The organism is Streptomyces sp. NPDC047043 (assembly GCF_040644055.1).
Classification (GTDB): domain Bacteria; phylum Actinomycetota; class Actinomycetes; order Streptomycetales; family Streptomycetaceae; genus Streptomyces.
Window position 1 is genome coordinate 169684 of sequence record NZ_JBEYVO010000019.1, and the last position, 24528, is coordinate 194211.

20 protein-coding genes and 2 pseudogenes are annotated in these 24528 nt (G+C 72.7%); 16 read left to right on the plus strand and 6 right to left on the minus strand.

Translation table 11 applies throughout. The annotated features are described in order from the left end of the window. The first annotated feature begins 78 nt into the window (after positions 1–78). On the plus strand, positions 79–1413 hold the full coding sequence (locus ABZ880_RS28880) for a PLP-dependent aminotransferase family protein (protein ID WP_361268269.1): 1335 nt from the start codon (positions 79–81) through the stop codon (positions 1411–1413). Here the strand turns inward: ABZ880_RS28880 and ABZ880_RS28885 are convergent. Next, on the minus strand, positions 1310–2245 hold the full coding sequence (locus ABZ880_RS28885) for a hypothetical protein (RefSeq protein WP_361268271.1): 936 nt from the start codon (positions 2243–2245) through the stop codon (positions 1310–1312). The genes ABZ880_RS28880 and ABZ880_RS28885 overlap by 104 nt on opposite strands. A gap of 119 nt (positions 2246–2364) precedes the next feature. Between ABZ880_RS28885 and ABZ880_RS28890 the strand changes: the two genes are divergently transcribed. Then, on the plus strand, positions 2365–2844 hold the full coding sequence (locus tag ABZ880_RS28890; protein ID WP_361268274.1) for an SH3 domain-containing protein: 480 nt from the start codon (positions 2365–2367) through the stop codon (positions 2842–2844). Positions 2845–2925: 81 nt separating this feature from the next. Here ABZ880_RS28890 and ABZ880_RS28895 read toward each other — a convergent pair whose 3' ends face one another. Further along, positions 2926–3396 carry a hypothetical protein gene (locus tag ABZ880_RS28895; protein ID WP_361268276.1) on the minus strand — a complete coding sequence of 157 codons (471 nt, stop codon included), beginning with the start codon at positions 3394–3396 and terminating at the stop codon, positions 2926–2928. A gap of 275 nt (positions 3397–3671) precedes the next feature. Here ABZ880_RS28895 and ABZ880_RS28900 point away from each other — a divergent pair. From ABZ880_RS28900 to ABZ880_RS28920, 5 genes and pseudogenes are all read left to right on the plus strand, one after another. Next, positions 3672–3948 (plus strand): annotated as a pseudogene (locus ABZ880_RS28900) (SpoIIE family protein phosphatase); the annotation flags it as partial. Positions 3949–4017: 69 nt separating this feature from the next. Continuing rightward, positions 4018–5187: a hypothetical protein gene (locus tag ABZ880_RS28905; RefSeq protein ID WP_361268278.1), complete on the plus strand. Its 1170-nt coding sequence runs from the start codon at positions 4018–4020 to the stop codon at positions 5185–5187. Between the two features lie 67 nt (positions 5188–5254). Then, complete coding sequence (locus tag ABZ880_RS28910) at positions 5255–5620, plus strand: hypothetical protein (protein WP_361268281.1); 366 nt, start codon at positions 5255–5257, stop codon at positions 5618–5620. Between the two features lie 4 nt (positions 5621–5624). Then, the gene (locus ABZ880_RS28915; protein ID WP_361268284.1) at positions 5625–8234 is read left to right on the plus strand and encodes a substrate-binding domain-containing protein; all 2610 of its coding nucleotides are present in this window, start codon (positions 5625–5627) and stop codon (positions 8232–8234) included. A gap of 5 nt (positions 8235–8239) precedes the next feature. After that, positions 8240–9604, plus strand: a complete 1365-nt coding sequence (locus tag ABZ880_RS28920; protein WP_361268286.1) for an extracellular solute-binding protein — start codon at positions 8240–8242, stop codon at positions 9602–9604. 161 nt (positions 9605–9765) lie between these two features. Here the strand turns inward: ABZ880_RS28920 and ABZ880_RS28925 are convergent, their stop codons facing one another. Then, on the minus strand, positions 9766–11004 hold the full coding sequence (locus ABZ880_RS28925) for an amidohydrolase (RefSeq protein ID WP_361268290.1): 1239 nt from the start codon (positions 11002–11004) through the stop codon (positions 9766–9768). 233 nt (positions 11005–11237) lie between these two features. Next, a complete protein-coding gene (locus ABZ880_RS28930) occupies positions 11238–12014 on the minus strand; it encodes an NPP1 family protein (RefSeq protein ID WP_361268292.1) in 777 nt (258 codons plus the stop codon). 381 nt (positions 12015–12395) lie between these two features. Between ABZ880_RS28930 and ABZ880_RS28935 the strand changes: the two genes are divergently transcribed. The 3 genes and pseudogenes from ABZ880_RS28935 to ABZ880_RS28945 all read left to right on the plus strand — a co-directional run. Continuing rightward, positions 12396–16181, plus strand: coding sequence for a hypothetical protein (locus ABZ880_RS28935; protein WP_361268295.1), 3786 nt, complete (start codon positions 12396–12398; stop codon positions 16179–16181). A gap of 108 nt (positions 16182–16289) precedes the next feature. Next, the gene (locus tag ABZ880_RS28940) at positions 16290–16949 is read left to right on the plus strand and encodes a hypothetical protein (protein WP_361268298.1); all 660 of its coding nucleotides are present in this window, start codon (positions 16290–16292) and stop codon (positions 16947–16949) included. Between the two features lie 148 nt (positions 16950–17097). Then, positions 17098–17271: pseudogene (locus ABZ880_RS28945) on the plus strand (Uma2 family endonuclease); the annotation flags it as partial. A gap of 137 nt (positions 17272–17408) precedes the next feature. Here the strand turns inward: ABZ880_RS28945 and ABZ880_RS28950 are convergent. After that, on the minus strand, positions 17409–17567 hold the full coding sequence (locus ABZ880_RS28950; protein ID WP_361268301.1) for a hypothetical protein: 159 nt from the start codon (positions 17565–17567) through the stop codon (positions 17409–17411). A 109-nt stretch (positions 17568–17676) separates the two neighbouring features. Here ABZ880_RS28950 and ABZ880_RS28955 point away from each other — a divergent pair, with 109 nt between their 5' ends. The 5 genes from ABZ880_RS28955 to ABZ880_RS28975 all read left to right on the plus strand — a co-directional run bounded on the left by ABZ880_RS28955 (position 17677) and on the right by ABZ880_RS28975 (position 22170). Next, positions 17677–19020, plus strand: a complete 1344-nt coding sequence (locus ABZ880_RS28955) for a tetratricopeptide repeat protein (RefSeq protein WP_361268304.1) — start codon at positions 17677–17679, stop codon at positions 19018–19020. A 225-nt stretch (positions 19021–19245) separates the two neighbouring features. After that, entirely contained in the window at positions 19246–20229 is a 984-nt protein-coding gene (locus tag ABZ880_RS28960) for a permease (RefSeq protein WP_361268307.1), read from the plus strand. Next, positions 20226–20957 (plus strand): TIGR03943 family protein, encoded by a 732-nt coding sequence (locus tag ABZ880_RS28965; protein ID WP_361268423.1) that lies wholly within the window; start codon positions 20226–20228, stop codon positions 20955–20957. Before ABZ880_RS28960 ends, ABZ880_RS28965 begins: the two co-directional genes overlap by 4 nt. 204 nt (positions 20958–21161) lie before the next feature. Further along, positions 21162–21842, plus strand: coding sequence for a GAF and ANTAR domain-containing protein (locus tag ABZ880_RS28970; protein WP_361268309.1), 681 nt, complete (start codon positions 21162–21164; stop codon positions 21840–21842). Between the two features lie 49 nt (positions 21843–21891). After that, positions 21892–22170 (plus strand): ribosomal protein L7/L12, encoded by a 279-nt coding sequence (locus tag ABZ880_RS28975; protein ID WP_361268313.1) that lies wholly within the window; start codon positions 21892–21894, stop codon positions 22168–22170. Positions 22171–22188: 18 nt separating this feature from the next. Here ABZ880_RS28975 and ABZ880_RS28980 read toward each other — a convergent pair whose 3' ends face one another. Continuing rightward, positions 22189–22959 carry a hypothetical protein gene (locus ABZ880_RS28980; RefSeq protein WP_361268316.1) on the minus strand — a complete coding sequence of 257 codons (771 nt, stop codon included), beginning with the start codon at positions 22957–22959 and terminating at the stop codon, positions 22189–22191. Between the two features lie 312 nt (positions 22960–23271). On the opposite strand from ABZ880_RS28980, the gene thrS reads away from it, so the two are divergent. Then, entirely contained in the window at positions 23272–24492 is a 1221-nt protein-coding gene (thrS, locus tag ABZ880_RS28985; protein WP_361268318.1) for a threonine--tRNA ligase, read from the plus strand. The last annotated feature ends 36 nt before the right edge of the window (positions 24493–24528 follow it).

Sequence of the window (24528 nt, forward strand, 5' to 3'; positions counted from 1 at the left end):
CGGTCCAACTTGTCGGTGCAATAAGATCTTTGCCCTCGGTGCAATGGCAAGAGCAGGGACAACAGGGGGAATCGGTCCATGGACGCGTATCGGCGTATCGCCGACCGCATAGCCGCCGACATCACCAGCGGACGGCTCCGGCCCGGCGAACGGCTGCCACCGCAGCGGAAGTTCGCGCGGCGGCACGGGATCGCCGCCTCGACGGCGGAACGGGCCTACGGCGAGCTCGTGCGGCGGGGGCTGGTGGTGGGGGAGGTCGGCCGCGGGACCTTCGTGCGGGCCGCGGCTGCGGCTCCTGCCGGGCGCTCGCTCACCGAGGCGGCCACCGCCGCGCCGGTGAACATGGAGCTCAACTACCCTTCCGCGCCGGGCCAGCCGGAGCTGCTCGCCCCCGCTCTCGCCCCCCTCGTGCGTCCCGACGTCCTCACCGACGCCCTGCGCCCCGCTCCGGCCGACGGCACCGCCGCGGCCCGCGAGGCGATGGCCGGCCTCCTCGCCACCCCGGGCTGGCGGCCCTCCCCCGACCAGGTCCTCTTCACCGGCAACGCCCGCCAGGCCATCGCCGCCGCCCTCGCCTCCCTCGTCCGTCCGGGCGGCCGGGTCGGCGTGGAGGCGCTGACGTATCCGCTGGTCAAGGAGATCGCCGCCCGGCTCGGGATCACGCTCGTGCCCTTGGACACCGATGAGGAGGGAGTGCGGCCGGAGGCCGTCGCCGGCGCCCGGCTGTCCGCGCTCTACCTTCAGCCGGCCCTGCACAACCCGACCTCCGTGACCATGAGCGGTGCACGGCGCGCCCAACTGGCCGAAGCCGTGCGCGACTTGGAGCTGCCCGTCGTGGAGGACCGCATCTGGTCCTTCCTGGTGGACGACTCCGTGACCCCGCTCGCCGCCTGCGCGCCCCACCTCACCCACGTCGTCGACGGCCTCTCCAAGCGGGTCGCGCCCGGACTCACCGTCGGCTTCCTCGTCGTACCGCCGCACCGGGTCGAGGCCGTGGCGGGTGCGGTGCGCTCCGGAGGGTGGAGCGCGGGGCGGTTCGCGCTGGAGGCCGGGGTGCGGTGGACCGGGGACGGGACCGTGGCGCGGCTGGTGGCGGCCAAGCGGGAGGACGCGGCGCGGCGGCAGGAGCTGGTCGCCGAGCACCTCGGCGGGTTCCGGGTGCGGTCGGATCCGCGGGCCTACTTCGCCTGGTGGGAGCTGCCGGCGCCGTGGCGGGCGGACACCTTCACGGCCGCCGCGGCGGCGCACGGGATCGCCGTCACGCCCGGTCCCGCCTTCGCCGTCGACCCGAGCCGCACCCCGGACGCCGTCAGACTCGGACTCGCGTCGGCTCCTGTGCCGGATCTGGAGCGGGCGCTGCGGACGCTCGCCGGTATCGCCGCGGCAGCAGCAGGTGGCCGTAGCGCCCGGTGAGCCAGGAGGCCAGGGCGACCGCCAGGCCCAGCGCGACCAGCAGCCAGGCGACCTGGCGCAGGGTCGCGGTGAGCGCGTCGTAGACCGCGCCCGCGGCCGGCTGATGGGCCTCCTCGGGCAGGTCGGCCAGGGTGAGACGGCGGCCGATCGCGATCGCGAGGCCGAGGAACGCGCCGCCGAGCGCCGTGCCGAGCGCGGTCGCGGTGAGCGCGCGGCGGCGGCAGGCGGCGACCGAGATCCCGGAGATGGCGAAGACCGCGGAGGCGACAGGCAGCCAGAAACCGGCGAATTCCAGCACACGGAACCCTTTCCGGAGCCGGTCCAGATCCTGGGCCGGGAGGACGGACACCTCGGTGTGCTCGACCGGGATGCGGTTCGCGAGCGGGACGTGGTCGTCGGCGAGCCGCCGTTTGACCTGGGCGGTGACGGGCGCGAGATCGACCGTCACCTCGTGCTCCCGCTCGTCGCGCAGGGCGTGCAGGACGGCGTCGTGCAGGGCCCGGTTTCCGGCGTCCCAGGCCAGGCGGAAGGTCGCCGTCCCGGTGAAGGAGTGCACCGCGTCGTGCACGAAGGGGCGCACCGCGGAGGGCATCGGGCGGGCATCGGCCCGGTGGCCCACCTCGTCCATGATCCCGGCGCCGACGGTGTCCGCGATCGCGTTGCGTACGGCGGGATTCGCGGCCAGCGGCGCCATCGTCGTGACGTAGCGGCCCGTGTCGGCGAGCCCGTACGCCGCCCAGGCGGCCAGTCCACCGATGGGCGCGAGGAAGCAGGCCAGGGCGATCAGTGCCGTCGACAGGGTTGTCCGCAGGTGCGAGGGACGAGGGGCCACCCTCTCAGGCAAGGGCCGGAGGGCGGGGTGCGCGAGCGGTGCGCCTGCATACGGGTGCTCTCCGGTGGAGGCTTCACCCGAACGGGTGTTTCCTGGTGCTGGGGAGAAGGAGGCCGATCATGCGCACCACTCCGGCCCTGCGGACCCTGGCCGCGCTCCTGCTCACCGGCGGCACGATCGCCGTCACGGCGGGCACGGGAGCTGCGGCGACGCCGACGTTCGCCGACGGTCACGGCGGCGATCACGGCAGTCCGGTCCCGGGCACAGTCGTCTCCCGCACCGCGCTCAACGTCCGGGCGGGACCGACCCTGAACTCACCCGTCGTCGATCGGCTCGCGCCGGGCAGTCACGTCCGCGTCGAGTGCATGGTCCAGGGGCAGAGCGTGGGCGGCAACACGAACTGGTACTGGCTCGTCGACGCCCGGGGCTGGGCGAGCGCCGCGTTCGTGGACACCGCCGGCCGGTCCGTGCCGAACTGCGCGGACCCCTGTCCGCAGTGGAAGGACGGCCACTGGACCAACGCGAACTGGAACGACCCGGACTGGAACAGCGGCACCTGGGCCGCCTCGGATTCCAGCACCTGGACCGCTTCGGGGTGAGTGGAAGGGGAGACAAGGGAGCGTGCGGCCCCGGCGGTTCCGCCGGGGCCGCACGCTGTGTGCTCTCCTCGGGCGCCCGCGTCAGCGGACGCGGTTGCCCACCGCGTCCTCGCGTGTGTAGTAGCGGTAGAAGAACACGACGAAGATGCCGGCCGCGACCACCACCCCCAGGGCCACGGACCGGTAGACGGACTCCCCGGTCTGGCTGTAGAGGAAGCCGACTGCCGCGCCCGCGAAGCCGGACTTCACCAGCGAGTGCAGCTCGCGCTTCAGCAGCGGCGCGAACGTCGCGACGGCGATGCACAGCACGATGAACGTGGCCGCGGTCACGAAGCCGAACAGGATGTTCCAGCCGGTGATCTCGCCGCCGCCGCGGCGGTTGGCGGCCGCCCAGAAACCGTAGACGAGACCGAGTACGACGGGGATCCCGTAGCGCGCCACCGTGTGGACGCGGTCGTCGAAGAGGTCGGGTGTGCGGGTGGGACGGGCCGCCCGGTTCGCCCTGACCTTTCCCATCATCCCGCCGCCGTGCGCGGGTGCCGCTTGTGCCATGAGAGCGCTCCTCTCTCTCCTCGCCCCCCGCCTACCAGAGCACACCTGGGACAGGGCCCTGGCAAGTCGGCGGAAGGCACGATTCACGCCCGGATGCGGGGCGTGCGGCCGAGTGCTTCGCTGGGGCCGTGCTGCTGGACCGGTTGCCCCGAGCCGGGGCCTCCGATGCGGTGCAGCGGCAGCAGTTGCTGCGGTTCCGCGGGCGCTGTCCGGCCTGGGTGCCGCCGTTCCTGTTGCTCCTCGGCATCACGCCGGTCGACTTCAACACCACCGCGCCCGGCGAGACCCTGCTGCTCACCACCGACGGTGTCACCGAGGCCCGGGACGCCGACGGGGAGTTCTAGCCGCTCGTCGACGAGGTCGCCCGCGCCGTCACCGCCGACCCGGGCACCGCCGAACCCCGGCGCCTGGTCGCCTTCGTACGGGAGGGCACTCCCCCAGAGGGGGGACCCCCAGCGGCACTGCGGCGGGCGGCCGGCCGACGACACGACCGTCTTCGCCGTGCGCAGGCCCCCTCCGGCCGCCGAAGCGAACGTACGTTTGCAGTCCTGAGACCCACCTTTGCAGCCGCAGCGGTTACGGTGCTGCCGTAAGTGATCGACGGGGGATGGGGAGGGAACGATGCCCGGAACCGTGCTGCTGCTCGCCGCCGCCCCGGCGGGCAAGGGGTGCCTGGTGGACGCGGCGTCCGTGCTCCCGGTCCTGGCGGCCGTGCCGCCCGCCGTGCTGTCCGGCACCGAGACGGCCAACGTCGTCGAGCTCGCCGACCCGCTGGAGCCGCAGGCCGTCCTGACGCGGCTGCGTGCCGCCGCGGCGGCCCCGGGGCCGCTCACCGTCTTCGTCACCGGGCAGCTGCAGCTCGACCGGCGGCAGCGGCTGCCGCATCTGGCGCTGGCCCGGACGACGCCCTCGACCGTCCGCTACACCGGGTTTCCCTGGCACTGGGTGCGGGAGGAGCTGCGGCTCCGGACGCCCGGGACGACGACCCTCGTACTCGATCTGCACGCGGATCCCGAGACATGGGAGTGGCTGCGGGCGAATCCACTCGACTCCGGGCGCAATGTCGCCGTTTACGGTCGCATCGCGCCGCCTCCGCCGTCGCGGCGGGCGGTGGCGGTGCCCGCGTACATGAAGGCCGTGGCGACGATTCTGCGCAGTGGCCACCGGCCTGAGCCGACGGTGCTTCATCAGCAGGCCCTGGGTCGGGTGGGGGTCGAGGGGTACGCGGACCTTGTGCTGGCGGCGCCCGGCGTCGGGGTGGGCGCCGGCCCCACGGGCTTCGCCTCCAGACCCCCGTATCGGCCCGAAGGGCCTCGTCCTCGAACTCCCCTGGGGGTGACCCCGGAGGGGCTGAATGCCCCCGCTGTCGTCGACCCCCACACCGCCATCTCCGCCGCCGTCCAGTCCGGCCGGCACCCCGATGCCGACGCGCTCGCCGCGCAGTACGAGCAGGGGGCCGCGGTCGCGCACGGGGCCGGGTCCGAGGAGGCCCTGCACTGGGCCGAGGTGCGGGCCGATCTGGCGATGTTCGCGGGGGATCCGGTGCGCAGTTGCCGGACCTGGCTGGGGGTGGCCGCCGCGCGGCTGTCGGCCGGGCAGGCCGTGGACGCGCCGGCCGTCGAGGCCGCCGTGGACCGGGCGCACCACCAGTGGGGGCAGATCCGGGACGCCGTGGCGGCGCGCGAACTCGGGGCGGCGCTGGCCGAGTTGCGCTCGCGGGTACCGGGGCGCCGGGAGGGCGCGCTCGATCATGTCCGGCGACAGCTGCGGCAGTTGCAGACACAAGGCTGACAAGGACCGACAAGGGCCGACAACGGCCCCTCCCCTCACGCCAACACCGATGCAATGATGGTGAGTTATGGCTGAGGGGGATGGAGTGGCCAACCAGGAGATTCGGGTCAGGCTGGACGAGACCGCGACGCGCAGCGATGTCGTCGCCCTCAAGATGTGGCTGGAGCGGGAGAAACCACTCGACGAACTGGCGCGTGCGGGCAGGCTGCGGATCGACGAGAGGCAGGAGCCGCGGGACGGGGCCGGTGCCCCGATGGGGCTCGGCATGGAGATCGTCGTGGCGATGATCGGCGCGGGTGCCTCCGCCGTGTTCAAGGAGCTGTTGCAGCAGGTCAAGGATGCGGTGACGGCCTGGCAGGCCAACCGCAGCGATGTCGAGGACGGTGATCCGCCCGAGGCCCGCGTCACCACGGTGGACCCCGACGACAGGTAGCCCGGTGAGTCACTTCGACCCGCGCGGGAGGACCAACCGGGCGCTGCTGGTCGGTGTGTCCGAGTACGAGGACACCAAGCCGCCGCACGGAGTGCCGGGCGATCTCCCGGCCGTCGAGCACAACCTCGACCGGCTCGAGGACGTGCTGCGGCGGGGCCGGGTGTTCGGCGCGGACGAGATCACCGTCTGCCGATCGCCCTACGTGGACGAGTTCAACCGGGCGCTGCTCACGGCCGCCGAACAGGCCGAGGGCCTGCTGCTGTTGTACTTCGCCGGGCACGGTGCCATCCCCAGCGCGGGCAACGAGCTGTTCCTGCAGATGCGCGGCGCACGCGTGGTGCCGGGCGGGCACGCCGTCTTTCCCGGCGCGCAGATGTTCGGCACCGTGCTGGGCATGCTGGCCTCCAGCCGGGCCGAGCGGATCGTGGTCGTCCTCGACAGCTGTTTCGCCGGGAACGCCCGCTGGATCTGGGAGGAGTTCCGCGACCGGCGGCGCGTGCTGCTGCTGATGAGCGTGCAGGCCAACCACCGCATCGACGCGGGACCGAGCGGGACGCCTACGCCGTTCACCGACGAGCTCGTACAACTCCTCGACGCAGGCGGCGAGCTGGGATTCCTGGAACTCGCCGACGCTGTGCGGGACCGGATGGCTGCCGGGGAGTACCGGACCGCCGTGCGCAATGAGCCGTGGGAACCCGAGAGCAAGGCGGAACCCGGCGAGGACGTCCTGCTGTCGGCCCACCCGGTTCCGGTGCCGCCGTCACCTCCGCCGCCACCGCCTCGGCAGGAAGCGACCCTGCCCCTCGGCGCCGAATCGCCGTTCCCCGGCGGCAATTCGGAGCCGTCCACCGGTACCCCGCCACCGTCCCGCGAGGCATCGCCCACGCCCCCCGGCGGCAAGCACCCCCGCCCCTCCCCCGTCCGCCGTGTCTGGCTCGTCCTCGTCCTGGTCGTCGCCGGCCTCGGCCTGGGGTCCTACGGCCTGAGTGCCCTCCTCGCCTCGGACTCCTCCTGCGCCCCGCCCCTCGAACTGCGCGTCCTGACCGACCCCGATCTCGAACCGACCGTCACCGCGGCCGCCGACGCCTATCTGACCTCGGACGCGAACACCGACGGCGACGGCTGCCGGCGCAGCGGCATCACCGTCTACAGCGCGGGCGCCGCCGACGTGGTCACCGCGCTGCGCAGGCAGACCGAGGTCTGGCGGGAGCCGCACGACGAGGACACCAACCCGCAGCGCGACATCGGGCCGCAGCCGGACATCTGGATCCCGGCCTCCGGCGCCGACGTCGGCCGGGTCACGGCGGGGCAGGACACGGACAACGTCGCCCGTCTGCAGGCGGACGAGGACCCCCTCGCGTACTCGCCGATCGTGCTCGCCGTGCCCGACGATCTGGCCCCCGAGTCCCTGAACGCGCGGGTCGTGCCGAGGCTGACGACGCTGCTCACCGCCCTGCAGGGCCAGGACGAGGACGCCCAAGTACGCCGTCCCGACCCGGAGTTCGCGGACGCCGCGCTGCTCGCCACGATGGGTCTGTACGGCACCGGCGGCACCGACCCGGCCCGCGCCGAGCGTCAGGTCGCCCAGGCGGGGCCGCCCTCCCGCACCGCCGCCGACCTGCTGTGCACGCTGCCCGACGACACCGCCGCGGACGCCCGCACCGCTGCCCTCGTCCCCGAGTTCCTGCTCAGGACCGGCGTCGGCTGCGACCGTACGACGCGCAGTCCGCGCACGGCCGAGTACCCGGGTGACGTGCCCGGCATCGAGCCCACCTTCGTCCGGGTCCGCTGGGAGGACGCCGACCGGGACGAGTCGGCGCGCGACAGGGCGGCGGACCGGTTCCGCGCCTGGCTGGCGGGCGACGGCGGACGTGCCGTGTTCGCGCGGGACGGCTTCCGTGAGCCCACCGGCAGCAACCGGCCGCTGCTGGATCCCGAGCACGTCGCCCGCGGGGTGCTGCGGGCCCCCTCGCCGCTCAGGGAGGCCACCGGACGGCAGGCGATGGAGACGGCGCTCGAGCGGTACCGGGGCGCGAACGGTCCCGGCCGGGTGCTCTTCCTGCTCGACAACTCCGGTTCCATGGGCGGCCTTTGGGACGGCCCCAGCGGCGGGCCCGGTCTGCTGAAACAGTCGCTCGGCGGCCTCGGCGACGGGGACGAGTACGGCGTGTGGACGGTGTCCGGCACCACCGGGGACCGCCGCCACCAGACCCTGCTGCCGTTCGGCCGCCGGCAGCGCAAGGACGCCGAACGCGCCGTCGACGGGGCCAAGGTCCGCGACGCCCAGGCCGATCCGCACGCCGCGCTGCTCGCCGCGCTCGACGACATGCGGCAACGCGGCGCCGACGACGACCGCCCCCAGCTGATCGTGTACGTCACCGACGACGAGGACGACGACCGGCTGACCGGCGGCGACCTCGACGACGTACTGGACCGGGCCCGTTCGTCGAAGGTGCCGGTGACCATGGTGTCCCTGGTGAGCGGCGGCTGCGACCGGGGCGAGCCGGACGCCCGGATCTCCGAGGCGAGCGGCGGCCGCTGCCTGGACGCCGACGACGACCTCGGCGCGGGCCTGACCGACGAGGTCGCGCGCACCGGGACGGGGGAGGACTGATGGGCATGCCCCTACGACGCCTCGCGGCACTGCTGGCTCTGCTTCTGCTGGCCGGCTGCACCTCCGGCGGCGGGACCTCGTCGAAGTCCTCCGGCGACGAGGTGCCCGGCGAGATCGTGATCGCCAGCGGCCGCGACGTCACCGGCAAGAACGGCGTCCGCGAGCAGCTCATCGACGCCTGGAACCGGCAGCAGGACAGGGCCCGCACCGGCTACCGCGCCCGTCTGGTCGAGCTCTCCGGCAGCGCCGACGAACAGCGCAGCCAGCTGCTCGGCGCCCTGCAGTCCGGCAGCGCGACGTACGACGTGGTCAACCTCGACGTGACCTGGGTGCCGGAGTTCGCCGCCGCGCACCTGGTGCGCCCGCTGCCCGACTCGATGATCGACGGCGATGTCGTCAAGTCCGTGGCCAGTACGGCGCGTTGGGACGGCAAGGTGTACGCGGTGCCGTTCAACAGCGACGTCGGGCTGCTCTACTACCGGCGCGACTGGCTGCGGCAGGCGGGCGTGCAGCAGACCGACCTGAGCTCGGGCATCGACTGGCCCCGGCTCGACGCCCTGATCAGCGATGTCGACGACCACCGGCCGGGGGGCTACGAGAAGGGCTGGACCACTCAACTGGCCGGCTATGAGGGCCGTACCGTCAACGCCGTCGAGGCGTTCGCCTCCGCCGTGGACGACTTCCGGCTCACCGACGACAGCGGCCACTACGACGGCACGGTGGACGAACTGGCGCAGGGCATCGCGGAGTTGCGCCGCCGCACCGACGCGCCGTACCTGCTGCCGAACGCCGTCCACTCCGACGAGGCCGCCTCGCTCGGCGACTTCGCGGACGGCCGCACAGCGTTCCTGCGCTTCTGGCCGTACGCCTACCGCACCCTCTTCCAGACCTTCACCGGCAAACAGCTCGGCGTCGCCCCGCTGCCCGGGCGTGCGGTGCTCGGCGGGCAGAACCTGGCGGTGACCGAGTCGTCCGAGCGGGCGCACAAGGCGGCCGAGCTGATCGCCTTCCTCACCGGCAGGCAGAGCGAACGCTGCCTGCTGGACGCCGGGTTCGCGGCGACGCGCACCTCGGCGTACCAGGACGACGGCCTGCGCTGCACCAGTGGCACCACCTCGCCGTCCGCGTCCCCCACCGGCGAGCGCGCCGACCGCATGCCCCGCGACGCCGCCGGCCGCCCCGCGTACGCCCGCAGGATCCTGCTCCCGGCCCTGGAGAACGCCGTACAGCGCCCGCGCACGCCCCTGTACGGCGCCTTCACCCAGACCTTCACCGCCCAGCTCGGCGCCCTGTTCGGCGACAGCCCGCCGGACGACGAGGAGTTGGCGAAGAGCCTGGACGCGGCACTGCGGAAGGCGCTGCCGGACTAGGGCCCTTCTGATGGATCTCCGCGGCGTCGCGACGCCCGGCACGCCCTCTCGCCGCACCGGTCAAAAGCCCTAGTAGCTCCGCTACGAGGGCTTCCGCCCGGCACGCCGAGAGCACGCACCGAACGCCGCTCCTTCTCCCACGGAGATCCATCAGAAGAGCCCTAGACCGCGAGGGAGGCCAACGCCCCCGACACCAGCGTCCGTACGCCCGGTACGACCGTCGACAGGTCGGGTGCGAAGTGCGGGCTGTGGTTGCTCGGGACCGCCAGGAACTTCTCCATGAGGTCGGCGCCGGGCGCCGCGTCCCACACGTCGGCCGGGGTCGTCGTGACGAACCAGTACGAGTACGGGATCCCGCCCTGCGCCAGGTGCGGGAAGTCCTCGCTGCCCATCACCGGGCCGAAGTCCAGCACCGTCCCCGTCCCGAGCACCTCCTCGTGGACGGCGGCGATCCGGCGGTCGGTGTCGGCGTCGTTCATGGTCACCGGGAAGGTCGCACCCACGCTCACCTCGGGCTCCCGCGGGCATCCGGCGGCGAGGGCCTCGCCGGCCGCGATGCGCCGGATCGCGGCGATCATCCGCTCGCGCACCTCGTCGGACTGGGTGCGCAGATTGAGGGAGATGCGCGCCTCGGACGGGATGATGTTGTGCCGGGTGCCCGCCTCGATCCGTCCGACGGTCAGTACGGCGGACTCGCGGGCGGCGATCTCCCGGGAGACGACGGTCTGCAGCCGGGTGACGAGATAAGCGGCGGTGACGACGGGGTCGACGGTCGTCTCGGGACGCGACCCGTGCCCGCCCCTGCCGTGCACGACGATGTCGACGTCCGTCGAGGCCGACATGATCAGGCCCGGCGAGTGCGCGTAGAAGCCGACGGGCCCGGGCGCCGCATGCTGGCCGAGCAGCACGTCCGGCCGCGCGAACCGCTCGTACAGACCGTCCGCGACCATCCGCGCAGCGCCCTGCCCGGTCTCCTCGGCAGGTTGCCCGACGACCAGCAGGGTGCCGTTCCAGGTCTCCCGCCCGGCGGCCAGCGCCTCGGCCGCCCCTGCCAGCCAGGTCACGTGCAGATCGTGCCCGCAGGCGTGCATCACCCCGGGTGCCCGGGAGGCGTACGACAGCCCGGTCTCCTCCTGGACGGGCAGCGCGTCCATGTCGGCGCGCAGCAGCACCGTCGGCCCGTCACCGTTGCGCAGCGCTCCGGCGACTCCGGTGCCGCCGACGCCCTCGGCGGTCTCGTACCCGGCCTTGGACAGCCGCTCGGCGAACCGCCCGGCCGTCCGGTGCTCCTGGAGGGACAGCTCGGGGTTGCGGTGCAGATCCCGGTAGAAGTCCTCCAGCGCGGTGACGGGGAGGTCGGCGGTGAGGTCGAGTGCGGTGCGCGCGGCGGCAGAGGGCATGGAGGAAGCGTAGGCGGCGGAAACGCGGAAGCCCCCCGGCGGGACTAGGGGGGAAGTGTCCGGCCGGGGGCGATCGACGGCGGCCGTCGACGATGGGGGGAGAGTCCGCCGACGGCCGCAGCGCGGGTTCGGGGCCGCTCGTCCCAGTGAATCCGGCGCTACGACAACGACACTCGCAGCCGGGGAGTTGATTGGCACCCCACTTCATCGGCCCAATCAAACCCCGCGAGTTGTCAGGCGTACGGGTCGAACGCGATGCCGCTCGGCTTTGCCTTGTTGAGGTGGTCGGCGAACTTGGAGTCCTGGAGCGGGAAGTTGGCGTCTCCCCAGTCGGAGGCGTTCAGCTTGTCGCGGAGGCCGGACGCCAGGTTCTCCCAGCTGAGCAGGTTCTCCTGGTGCCAGGCCCCGGTGTCGTTCTCCGGCGTCTCGCCCCACTTGGCGAAGCGGAAGGCGTGGGTGCTCGCGCCGTCCTTGTGGTAGACCGCCTCGACGCGCTGACCGCTCATCGGGACGTCGGCGACCGCGTGGGTGCTGAAGCTGCCGTGCGCGGAGGCGGACAGGTAGGAGGGGGTGCTGTCGCCGTCCTTGACCCAGACGACCATGCACTCCCAGTCGTGGCGGTGACCGATGCCCGGGGAGGCCTCGTCCTTCTCGAAGTAGCCGGCGTAGATGATCCCGCACCAGCCGTTGTTGCACTTGGCCCGCGAGTACGTGTTGGCGTGGCCGAGGTGACCGCTGCGGCACTCGCCGGTGATCGAACCGGTCGGCTTGAGGCCGCCGTTGAGGTTGCCGCTCGGGTCGATCGCGGCGGCCGGGTAGCAGCTGTCCGAGTCGTAGTCGTAGACCGGCTCGAAGTTCTTCTGGAACGCGGTCGCGTTCTCGGGCAGGTTCTGCAGCACGCCCGCGGAGGCGCTGCCGGTCAGGCCTGCGGCGAGGGCGGCGGCGCTGCCGGCGACGACGGCGGCTCGGGCGAGGCGGCGGGTCCTTCTGCTGTTGACTGCTCGGGGCATGGGGGGCTCCAGTCGACGGTCCACTCGGCCCGGACATGACATCCGGGACGCCGGGACGAAGACTGGCAAGCCGAACGATCAAGGGAAAGGGCTTTCCGTCAAACACCAGGCGGCTTTTTGCCGAACTGACACACGGCGGACGCAACTGCGGCATCGACCCGCACCCCGCAGCGTCCGAAGCGGCCGACGGTGACGACAGAGGGTGACCGATGCCACGGGCGGCTCCCGCAACCTCGGAGTTGATTTGCATGTCCCTTTTGTCACACCGGTCAATCCGGAACGCAGGCTTCCCTGGGATTTGTCCGGACGTTAGGTTGTCGTCACCTGAGCCGCATACGAAAGCCGTACGAAAGCCACCAGTGGTACGGGAGGGAGCGCGCCATGGGCCGACCCGAAAGACCCGTGGACCCCGATGCCGGGCCCGTGGAGCGTCTCGCGCATCAACTCCGCGAGCTCCGCAAGGCCGCCGGCGGCCCCGCGTACCGGGCGATGGCGGAGACCGCCGGGTTCTCCGCGACCACGCTGTCGCAGGCCGCGGCCGGCGAGCGGCTGCCGTCCCGCGCGGTGGTGCAGGGGTACGCGCGCGCGTGCGGCGCGGATCCCGGGGAGTGGGAGGCCCGCTGGAAGGAGGCCGAGGCCGAGGCGGCGGGTGCGGCGCGCGAGGCGGAAGAGGACGTGTCGCCGCCGTACCGGGGCCTGTCGCGGTTCGAGCCGGACGACCGGAAGTTCTTCTTCGGCCGGGACCGGCCGGCCGGGGACCTGTGCGAGCTGGTGTCCGAGCACCGTTTCGCAGTGTTGTTCGGCGCCTCCGGGAGCGGGAAGTCCTCGCTGCTGCGGGCCGGGCTGATCCCCCGTCTCCGACATGAGATCGCGAGCCGCGGCAGGCCCGCGGTCCTGCGCGTCCTCACCCCGGGCGACCGGCCCGCGCAGACGTACGGCCATCTGCTCACGCCCGCCGAGGGGGAGCCGGAGAGCTGGGTGGTGGTCGACCAGTTCGAGGAGGTCTTCACCCTCTGCCGGGACCGCGCCGAGCGCATGCGCTTCATCGACCTGCTGCTCGCCGCCCGCGAACCGGAGAGCCGGCTGAAGGTCCTGATCGCCGTACGGGCCGACTTCTACGCCCGCTGCGCCGAGCACCGCGGCCTGGCCGACGCCCTGCACGGCGCCGGCCTGCTGGTCGGCCCGATGACCGCCGACGAGCTGCGCGAGGCGGTGACCAAACCGGCGCAGGCGGTCGGACACCTGGTGGAACGGGAGCTGACCGCGAAGATCGTCGAGGAGGTCCTCGACCAGCCCGGCGGCCTGCCGATGCTCTCGCACGCCCTGCTGGAGACCTGGCGCCGCCGCAAGGGCCGCATGCTGACGCTCGCCGCGTACGAGGCGGCGGGCGGCGTGCGCGGCGCGATCGCCGCGAGCGCCGAGGAGGTCTACGGGCAGCTCACCGCACCCCAGCAGGGCGCCGCCCGCCGGCTGCTGCTGCGCATGATCGAGCCGGGCCGGGGCACCCCCGACACCCGCCGCCCCCTCACCCGTGCCGAACTTCAGGAGTGGGCCGACCCCGGCGTCCCGGTGGTGGTGGAGCGGTTGGCCCGGGCGCGGCTGCTGACCGCCGACGAGGAGGGCGTCCACCTCGCTCACGAGGCGCTGATCACCTGCTGGCCCCGGCTGCAGACATGGATCGAGCAGGACCGCGAACGGCTGCGCCGGCACCGGGCCCTGACCGAGGCCGCCCGCACCTGGCTGGAGCACGACCGCGACCCCGGCACCCTGTACCGGGGCACCCGGCTCGACCATGCCGAGGAGTACTTCCCGGACCATGAGCGGGACCCGGAACTGACCGCGCCGGAGCGGGAGTTCCTGATCGCCGCGTTCGGCGCCCGCGAGGCCGAGCGCCGGACCGCCGCCCGTCACACGCGCCGGTCCCGGACCGCGCTCGGCGTGCTGTCGGCCGTCCTCGTGGTGGCCGTGGTCGCCGGTCTGGCCGCCTGGACGCAGAGCCGCGACAACCGGCGCCGCTCCACCGAGGACGCGGCCCGCCGTATCGCCGCCGTCGCCGACGGGCTGCGTACGACCGACCCGCGCACCGCGCAGCTGCTGGGCGTCGCCGCCTGGCGCACGGCGCAGCTGCCGGAGGCCCGGGGTGCGCTGCTGGGCTCGCTCGCCCAGCCGGAGCTGGACACCTTCAGCGACCCGACGCCGGGCGAGGACGCCGCGCGCTTCCTGACGGACTCCGGCCGTACGTTGCTCAGCGTCGACGGCCGCGACTGGCGGACCTGGGACGTGGCCCGCCACCGGCGCATCGCCTCCGGGCGGCTGCCGGCGGGCAGCCATGCGGAGGGCGCGAGCCCCGACGGGCGGCTGCTGTCGGTCCGCAGGAACAACGCGCTGCAGCTGTGGGACACGGCCGCCGGGCGGTGGCGCGGCGAACGGATGCCCGCGACGTCCGTCGTCGACTTCACCGGCGGCAGTTATCTCGTGAGCGGCGTGGACGACAGCAAGGTGCAGGTCCGCTCGGACGCGGACGACGCGCTGCGGCTCACCGTCCGGGTGAGCGGCTTGACGGAGGTCGCGCCGAGCCGGGACGGCCGGCTGCTCGCCTACTGCCCCGAGGGCGGCGATGTGCCACAGCTGCGGGACCTGCGCACCGGGCGCACCCTGCACGGACGCTGGGAACGCGACCCCGACGTCTGCGGCCGGGAGACCTCCCTGCTGGCGCTCGGCGACGGTGAGCGAAGCGAGACGGCCCCGGCCGAAGGCTGGGGGAGGCTCGCCGCCCAGACCCCGACGGGAGTGCACGTCTGGGACGTCCGCTCCGGGGACCAGGTGGCCGACCTCTCCGACACCGGCGTCAAGTACATCGCCTTCAGCCGGGACGGCAAGCTCCTGGCCACCGCCGACGCCCAGGAGATCCGGGTCTGGCGGCCGGGCATCCCCGCCCCCGTCTTCCGGCACTCCCTCAACAACCAGCACCTGTACGGCGGTCTCGCCTGGGACGAGGAACACCCCGTGCTGCGCTACCTGGAGGGCGGCACCGTGCACGCCCTCGACGTCTCGGCGGCCGTGACCCGCAACTGGCGGGAGCAGCCGATGGACGCCGTGCGCATCAGCCCCGACGGCCGCACCCTCGCCACCGTCGGCCGCACCGGCGACCACTACCGCGTCGAACTGCGCGCCGCCCGGGACGGCCGCCTCCTGCGCACCCTCCCCGCCCCGCAGCTCCCCGCCTCCACCGACCCCTCCTCGCCGGTGTACGCGGAGGACACCACCGCGCTGCTGGCGTTCACCCCCGACGGCAAGGCGCTCGTCTACGGCATCTCGGCCCCCAGCAGCGAGACGTACCGGCAGCCCTTCACGGTCTGGGACCTCGTCAAGGGCCGGGTCCGTGCGACGCCGAACCTGGCCACGAGGACGTCGACCGGGGCGATCGTCGCGATTGCCCCGGGCCCCGGCGCGCGCACCCTCTACGCCACCCGTTCCTCTCTCAGCGGCAAGCCGGCCACCGAGGTCTGGAACACGGCGCGCGACCGCAGGACGGGAGTCCTCACCTCTCTGTCGAGCACCCACCTGGCCATCGCCCCCGAAGGCGGCGTCCTTGCCGGTGACAACCGCGTCGCCGCCCTGCCGTCCGGCCGGGTCACGGGCCAGGACCTGGTCCAGGGCGACGAGATCGGCTCTCTCGCCTTCGCCGCGGACGGCTCGCTGTTCGCGGCGGGAGACCAGACGGGCCGGGTGGCCCTGTGGGACGGGAGACTGAAACAACGCGCCGGCATTCTGCGCAACGTCTTCGCCGCCCTCCCGGACGGCATCGGCGATGCGGTCTTCGGCGACACCTCCGAAGCGGTCAGCGCGCTCGCGATCAGCCCCGACGGCAGGACCCTCGCCGTCGGCGGCGAGGCGGGCAGCCTCCAGCTGTGGGACATCGCCACGCAGCAGCCGCTCGGCTCGCCCCTCACGACGTCCGGTGAGGAGATCGACACGGTCGGCTTCAGCGCCGACGGCACCACGGTGTACGCGGGCAGCGCGCACGTGCCGCTCCAGCGGTACGAGATCGATCCGACGCGGGCAGTCGCGACGGTGTGCGCACGGGCGGGCGGGAGCGGTCTGACGCGGGCGCAGTGGAAGACGTATCTGCCGGGTGTGCCGTATCGGCGGACATGCGGGGATTGATTGAGTTGATTGCCCTGATGGGAAGGGTGTCCGAACAATCCCCCGGCTTCGACCATCGTCTCGTCGCTGCACCGATCGCCGGTGCACCGGACCGATGGGAGACCGCCCATGCAGCTCATGAAGCGCGGCCGCGGAAAGCTGGCCGTCCTGACCCCCGCCCTCGCCCTCCTCCTGATCCCCTTCTCCGCGGGGACGGCCAGCGCCAACACCAGCCCCGGCTGGGGCGACGACAAGCCGGACGTGATCTGGGACTGCAACCACGGCAAGACGGACCTGTGCCAGTACCACGAGGTGAAGGCGTGGACCGCGCTCGACAAGCGGCGTCAGGTCTCCCCCGTGATCGCCAACTGCGCGTCCAGCAGGGATGTGACCCTCACCCGCACCGACACGAACACCACGAACACCGAGTACTCCTTCTCGCAGTCCACGTCCGTGGAGGTGTCCGTCGGCTTCAGCGACAAGCTCGAGGAGGGGGTGAAGGCCAGCCAGTCGCAGACCGAGACCTGGACGGTGGGCCAGACCCACACCGCGACGGAGACCCACACCTCGATCATCCCGGCCGGCGAGAAGGGCGCCTGGTGGTTCGCGCCGTACGTCCACCACTCCCAGGGCTGGCTGGAGGTCCACTACGGCAAGCGCAAGCACGGCCACTACTTCTGGTACTACCCCGGCAGGGGCAGCACGGGCGTGCACGTCAACACCCCCGTCTACCTGAAGAACACCGGCGAACTGAAGGGCCAGTTCTACTGGGCGACGTGGAAGTGCTGATCGTCGGGTTCGCCGCCGAAACGTAACAGCACGCTCGTTCGAGTGAACGGCTCCGCATCACGACGACGGCCCTCCCATCCACCCTGCGAGGGTCGCGTCGACGCGGACAGCAACGTGCCCGACAACTCGGACACGAGCGTAGAGGCGGCGCGTGGAGCCGATCGAGGGAGAGATCTGCGTGACGCCACCGGCCAATGGGGAGCACGAGGAGATTGTGTCGGAGGTCACCGAGCAGGTCGGGGAGCGACGACGCGACCGGTTCCTGCGCAACTGCACCGGCATCGGCTTGAACGTCCCCGGCTCGGCCGAGACCGGTCGTCTCGAGCCGGCGAGGTCACCGTCTACTCCGAGCCCTCCGGCGACGACTGCACCCAGAACCCCAAGTACAAGCTCGGCCAGACCGTCCCCCTTCCCGCCCCCTCGACTTCGAGTTGGACACGGCGGAGTTCCGACCCCGGTTCACCGACTCGCGTGGTGGCCCTGCTGCACCTGACCGACCTGCCCGGCGTCGTCCGCCGCCCGTGCCGGGCCGGCGTTCGCGGCCAGTACCAGGGCGGCCACTGCGATGACGGCTGCGCCGAATCCTCGGGCGTAACGCTCGGAGATGTGTCGGAGCACGGCAACCTCTCAACAGCGTTTCAACAGCGTTGTATTAAACGCGCTTAAGATGCCGCTTAACCTAGGGGCACTCGAGGGGCAACAGCAAGAGGGCCGGGGGGAGTTGGCGGTGTCGGACCGTGATGATCCGGTGACGATCGGGCGCAGGGTGCAGCAGCTGCGCGCCGAGCGCGGACTGACGCAGAGACAGTTGGCGGAGCCCGCCTACACACCCGCGTACATCTCCACCCTGGAGGCCGGCCGGGTGCGCGCCTCCGACGAGGCGTTACGGCACATCGCCGAGCGCCTGGGGATCGCCTACGAGGAGCTGGTCACCGGACGTCCGGCCCGCCTCGCCACCGACCTGCGCCTCAGACTCACCGAGGCCCAGCGCACCCTCGCGAGCGGCGAGGCCGAGCAGGCCGCGGAGCAGTATGCCGGGCTGCTCGCCGAGGCCGAGGACCACGAACTCGTCGACGTCCAGGCCGTCGCCCTGCTCGGACTCGGCGACTGCGCCCTGGACACCGGCGAGTTGGAGGCCGCCCGCCAGTACTTCGAGCGCACCGAGCAGGCCCTCGCCGACGTACCGCTGCCCGCCCGCGTCCCCGCCCTGCGCGGCCGCGCCGTCTCCCACTACCTCGCCGGTGAACTCCGTTACGCCGTCTACCTGTTGGAGTCCGCCCTCGACGAGCTCAACCGCAGCGGACTGCACGACCCCGACGCCCTGCTGCTGCTCTACGCCAGCGTCATCGGCCCGTACATGGACATGGGCGCCCACGCCCGCGCCGCCCAGGCCGCCGAGTTCGCGCTCGCCCTCGCCCCGCAGTCCGGCGACCCCGCACTCGTCGCCCGTATGCACCGCTCGGTCGCCCGCACCCTGCTCGCCGAGGGCCGTCTGGCCGAGGCCGACGCCTCCCTCGCCAAGGCCGCCGAGCTCTACCGCACCCTCCAACTGCGCACCGAACTCGCCAACTGCCACTGGATGCGCGGCTACGTCTACGCACAGAACGGCGAACTCGACCTCGCCGAGAGCGAGTTGAGACAGGCCCTCACCATGCTCTCCGCCAAGCGCGCCGCCCTCTACAGCAGTCAGGTCGCCGTGGAGCTCGCGGACGTACTGCACCGGCGCGGCAGGTCCGACGAGGCCGCGGCCCTTCTGCACGACGTGCTCAGCGACCTCAGCCCCGAACGTGGCGCCCTGCACTCCGCCGCCGCGCACCGGCTGCTCGGCATCATCGCCGAGGACACGCGTGATACGGAGGCAGCGGAGGAGCACTATGTGCGGGCCCTCAGCCTGCTGGAACGGGCGGGCGCGGCGGGTGACCTGGCCGATCTGTGCCGTCTGCTGGGGGATCTGCTGCGGCGTGGTGGGCGGGTGGAGGCGGCGTTGGACGCGTACCGGACGGGGCTGGGGCACCGTACGGCTCCGGGTACGACGACGTTGGGGCCGGCACCCGCGCAGCCGCCGTTGTGACGCCACACCGATGGGGGCGGATTCGACGTCGGCGGGTGCGGGTTCGGTGGGGCTGGTCGCGCCCACGCGGCGGAGCCGCAAATCGATACAGCCCCGCGCCCCTTCGGGGCAGCTGCTCCACAGGTTCCTCTATGGCCGTTCCGGAGTTGTGTACAGGGCCGGGCGGTTAGCCTGCCTGGGCATCGGCAGGACTGGCGGGGCAGGCGCGTGGAAGAGCGGCGGACGGTGGGGGACGGGGTTCGGCTCGGCGTGCGGGCGCTCGTGCACGCCGTCCTCGGTGGTGTCGCGCTGATCGCGATCGCCACGGTCGTCTCCGTTCTCGGGCCGATGCTCGCGCTCGACCTGTACACCCCGCCGGTCGCCGCCTGGTGGACCGTCTTCACGGCGATCGCGGTGCAGGGGGTTCCCTTTCTGCTGCTCGGTACGGTCGTGTCGGCGGCCATCGGCGCCTTCGTACCGGAGCGGGTCTTCACCCGGCTGCTCCCGCGCAACCCGGCGCTCGCGGTGCCGGTGGCGGGTGCCGCGGGTGTCGTACTGCCGGGCTGCGAGTGCGCGTCCGTGCCGGTGGCAGGGAGTTTGATGCGGCGCGGGGTCACGCCCGCCGCTGCCCTCGCCTTCCTGCTGTCGGCCCCCGCGATCAACCCCGTGGTGCTGGTGGCCACTTCCATCGCCTTCCCGGGACAGCCGAAGATGATCCTCGGCCGACTCGTAGCCTCGCTCGCGACGGCGGTGGTGATGGGCTGGCTGTGGGCGAGGTTCGGCCGGGACGAGTGGCTGCGGCTGCCGAAACGGCACACACCGGCCTCCTCCGGTCTGCGCGCCTTCGGCGCCGGGCTCCAGCACGACTTCCTGCACGCCGGCGGCTTTCTCGTGCTCGGCGCGGCGGCCGCGGCGACCTTCAACATCGCCGTCCCGCGCTCCGTCCTGGACGTCTTCACCGGCTCGGCCTGGCTGTCGGTGCTGCTGCTGGCCGTCCTCGCGGTCGTGCTGTGCGTGTGCAGCGAGGCGGACGCGTTCGTCGCGGCCTCGCTCAGCGGCTTCTCGCCCACCGCACGGCTGGCGTTCATGGTGGTGGGCCCGATGGTCGACCTGAAGCTGATCGCCCTGCAGGCGGGCACGTTCGGACGCGCCTTCGCCGTACGCTTCACCTCCGTGACCTGGGCCGTCGCCGTGACGAGCAGCGCGTTGGTGGGGTGGTGGCTGCTGTGAGGCGCTACGGATCTGCGGCACTGCTCCTGCTGACGGGCGGCGCGGTGCTGCGCATCACGCTCTTCAGCGACCTGTATCTGAGGTACGTACAACCGGCCCTGCGGCCCTACCTGATCATCTCCGGCGCGGCACTGATCCTGCTGGGCCTGACCACGGTCGCCCTCCGGAGCAGGGATCACGAGGACGACCACGACCACGATCACCCCGGGCACGCTCATGGCGCCGCAGGCCCCCGCATCGCCTGGCTCCTCGCCCTCCCCGCCCTCGCCCTGCTGCTGTTCCCGCCGCCCGCCCTCGGTTCCTACAGCGCCGAGCGCGAGGCGGCCCAGAAGGCGGCGCAAGGGGTCGGGGCCTTTCCCGCGCTCGCGGCCGGGGACCCGGTCGATCTGACCCTCGCGCAGTTCAGTTCCCGGGCGATCTACGACAGCGGGCGCTCGCTGAAGGGCCGTACGGTGCGGCTGACCGGGTTCGTCACGCACGGCGACGACGGCACGTGGTATCTCACCCGCCTCCTGGTCTCGTGCTGTGCCGCCGACGCGAGCACCAGCAAGGTCGAGATCCGCGGTACGGCATCCGACGGGCCGCCGCCCGCCGACACCTGGATGACCGTCACCGGCACCTGGCACCCCAGGGGAAAGCTGGGCAGCGACGCGGCCTGGCCGCCCGTCCTCGACGCCACGTCGGCGAAGCGGATCGGGCAGCCCGCCGACCCCTACGAGAAGCGGTAACCGCGTTTCGGTGTACCGGCCAGGGGTAGTCGGGCAGCGCTGACGATAAGGGCCCCGCTGCGATCGAAGGAGGCGGTGGCCGTGCGACCTCAGCACGACCGCTCCGGCTTCCCCGACGATCCCCGTTCAGGCGGCGACAATCCCCGCTTTTCCTGTCGCGAGGTCCGGAAGGAGGGTCATCCGGATCCGGAAGGGACCGCCGACGTGATCGCCGAGGGGATGCGTGATGCCCGGCCCGGGGAGATTCCGTTCCGGCTGTGCCGGGTGGCGGTGCAACTGCTGCCGGTCAGCGGAGCGAGCGTCTGCCTGCGCAGCAACGGGGTGCCCGTCAGGGTCGGCGCGAGCAGCGAGGAGGCCTCGCATCTCGCGGAGATCCAGGCCACGCTCGGCGACGGCCCGTGTCTGCGCGCCGCCGAGGTGGGTGCCCCCGTGCTCGCCGCCGACCTGACCGCGGGCCGGGACGCGCGCCGCTGGCCGGTGTTCGCACAGCAGGCGACGGCGGTCGGGGTGCGGGCGGTGTACTCGATGCCGCTGGGCGACGAGGCGGTGACCGTGGGCACCCTCGACCTCTACCGCGACACTCCCGGGCAGCTCAGCGAGCAGGAGCTGCGCACGGCACGGCTCCTGGCCGGCCTCATGACGGTGGCCCTCATCGCCCTGCCGCGGGAGGAGAACGGCAGCGCGGGGGACGAACCCTGGCTGAGCGGACTGGCCACCGACCACGACGAGGTCTACCAGGCCATCGGCATGATCATGGCGCAGCTCGGCGTCGACTCCGACGAGGCACTGGCCCGCCTGCGCGCCCACGCCTTCGTCCAGGACCGCACCATCCTCGAGGTGGCGCACGACGTGGTCGAGCACCGGAAGCGGCTCGATCCCGACTGATCCTGTGGCTCGACCGTGGGCTCGAGCGGGCTGCCCTAGGATCGCGATCATGGACATGATGGGTTATTTCCTGGTGTTCGCGATCGCGCTCGTGGGCGTCGGCAGCATCGAGAACCGAATCTCCCGCGCGGACAGGCGAGTTGCCCGCGTCGAGCACAAACTCGACCTGATCCTCGACCACTTGGGGCTGCGCGAGCAGGAACCGTGGTCGGACGAGGTGGCCGCGCTGCTGCGGGACGGCAAGAAGATCCAGGCGATCAAGGTGTACCGGGAGGCCACGGGGGTGGGCCTGAAGGAGGCCAAGGAGGCGGTGGAGCGGCTCGGTTAGACCTGCACCCCGTTCCGCTCAGACCTGCACCCGGCCCTGCTTCTCGATGCCGTCCAGCCGTGACAGGCCCACCTGTGCGACGGCGCTCGTGGCGTCGGCCGAGATCTCGCCCAGGCCGCCGTGCGTGAAGGTGATCGCGTCGTCGCCGAGGCGGACCACGACGACGTCCAGGGTGAGCACGGTCGGCTCGCCGCCGGCGGTCTGGCCGGCCAGCGTGACCCGCAGACCCTGGCGGGCGTCCCCGATCGCCGGCAGCGCGGCTTCGGTGACCTGGCCGCTGCGGACGGCACCGCGCTCGGTCACGGCCGTGAAGGTGCCGCACTTCTTCGGCAGCGTCTTCATCCAGGCCAGCGTCCGGTCCACGTCCGCGGGGTCGAGCCCGAGGACCTGGTACCGCAGCTGGGCCTGGTCAAGGGGGTCGTCGAGCCCGGTGACCGCCCGGGGCCGCGCCTCCTTGCCGAACACGTCGTCCGTGTAGAGCGCGTCGAGCAGCCGCCGGCAGTCGGGCGCATCGGTGTTCGCCTTGAGCACCCCGTCCCGCCAGGTCGCGGCCCCCTGTGTCGCCCCCCAGGGCTCGCCCAGGTCGCCCGGGGTGATCAGGGCGGCCTGGGCCTGCTCCTGGGTGAGGGCGCGGGGCGCCGGCACGGCACCGGTGGAGGCCTTGGCGGCGGGGGAGGCGGGCGCCTGCGCCTCCAGGGGCGTCTCGTAGGCCGTACAGCCGACCGCGCCGACCAGGATCCCGGCGGCGAACAGGGCGCCGACGAGGACGCGGGAACGGGAGCGGGTCATCGGGGGGCCTCCTGGTCGAGGTCGACTTCCAAGATCTCCACGGGACCACCCCGCAGGGCCGCCCACCAGCGCGCCGGTCCGTCCGGGTTACCCACCGCGGCGCCCCGTCCCCACAGGGAAAACCTGTCGCGCACACCTCACGTCCCGCGCTACCGTGCCCCCATGAAGCGCGCCTGCCTGCATCTCACGACGACGCCGGAGAGTGTCCCGGCGCGCTGAATCACGGACTTGAAGTCCGAAGCCCCGGGGCGAGTGCCCCGGGGTTTCGTCGTGGCCGCTCGCCCTGCCCCTTCCGCAGTGAGGAGCACGACCATGTACAACCACCGACGCCTCGGCCGTGAACTGGACCTGTTCGACACCGACCCCCTGATGGGCGCGGGCCTGCCGTACTGGCTGCCCGACGGGGCCGTCGTACGGCATGTGCTGGAGGAGTACATCCGGGACGCCGAGCGCGCCGCCGGCTACCGGCACGTGTACTCGCCCGTCCTCGGCAAGCGCGAGCTGTACGAGATCTCCGGCCACTGGTCCCACTACAGCGACGACATGTTCCCGCCGATGAAGCTCGGGAGCGAGGAGGTCCTGCTGCGGCCCAGCCTCTGTCCGCACCACGCCCTCATCTACCGCTCCCGCTCGCACAGTTACCGCGAACTGCCCTTCCGCATGGCCGAGTTGGGCGGCATGTACCGCTCCGAGCTGTCCGGGGTGCTGGGCGGGCTGACCCGGGTGAGGTCCATCCAGCTCAACGACGCCCATATCTTCTGCACCCTGGAACAGGCCGTCGACGAGGCCCGGAGCGCCCTGGAGCTGATCGCCCGCGCCTACGCCGACCTCGGCATCAAGGCGGCCCGCCACCGTCTGTCCCTGCCGGGCGAGGGCGGCAAGTACGTTGCCGATCCCGCCCTTTGGGAACGGGCCACCGCCCTGCTGCGCGAGGTCCTCGACGGCGCCGGCATCGACTACGAGGCCGCGGAGGGCGAGGCCGCCTTCTACGGCCCGAAGATCGACGTGCAGATCGCCGACTCGGCCGGCCGCGAGTCCACCCTCTCCACCGTCCAGATCGACTTCCACCAGCCCGAACGCTTCGACCTGCACTACATCGGCGCCGACGGCGCGAAACACCGCCCGGTCATGGTCCACCGCAGCGTCATCGGCAGCGTGGAGCGCGCGGTCGCGCACCTCGTCGAACAGCACGGGGGTGCGTTCCCGGTGTGGCTGGCGCCCGTGCAGCTGGCGGTGCTGCCGATCGCCGAGGAACAGCTGCCGCAGGCCGAGGAGTTGGTGCGGCGGGCGGTCGCGGAAGGGGTACGGGCGGAGCTCGTCGGACCCGAGCACGGCAGCCTGGGCGCACGGATCCGGGGCGCACGGCTGGTGCCGTACCAGGCGGTGATCGGTGAGCGTGAGGCCGAGGGGGATCTGGTGGCGCTGCGGCTGCGGGACGGGCGGCGGCCGGGAGTGTTGTCCGGTGCCGAGCTGCTGCGGCGGATCGGCGAGCGGGTCGAGGCCCGTGGCAGCGGGCTCTGGGCGGAGGTGTGACGTCGTAAGGTCACTGTCGTAGGGCCTGTTCGGGCC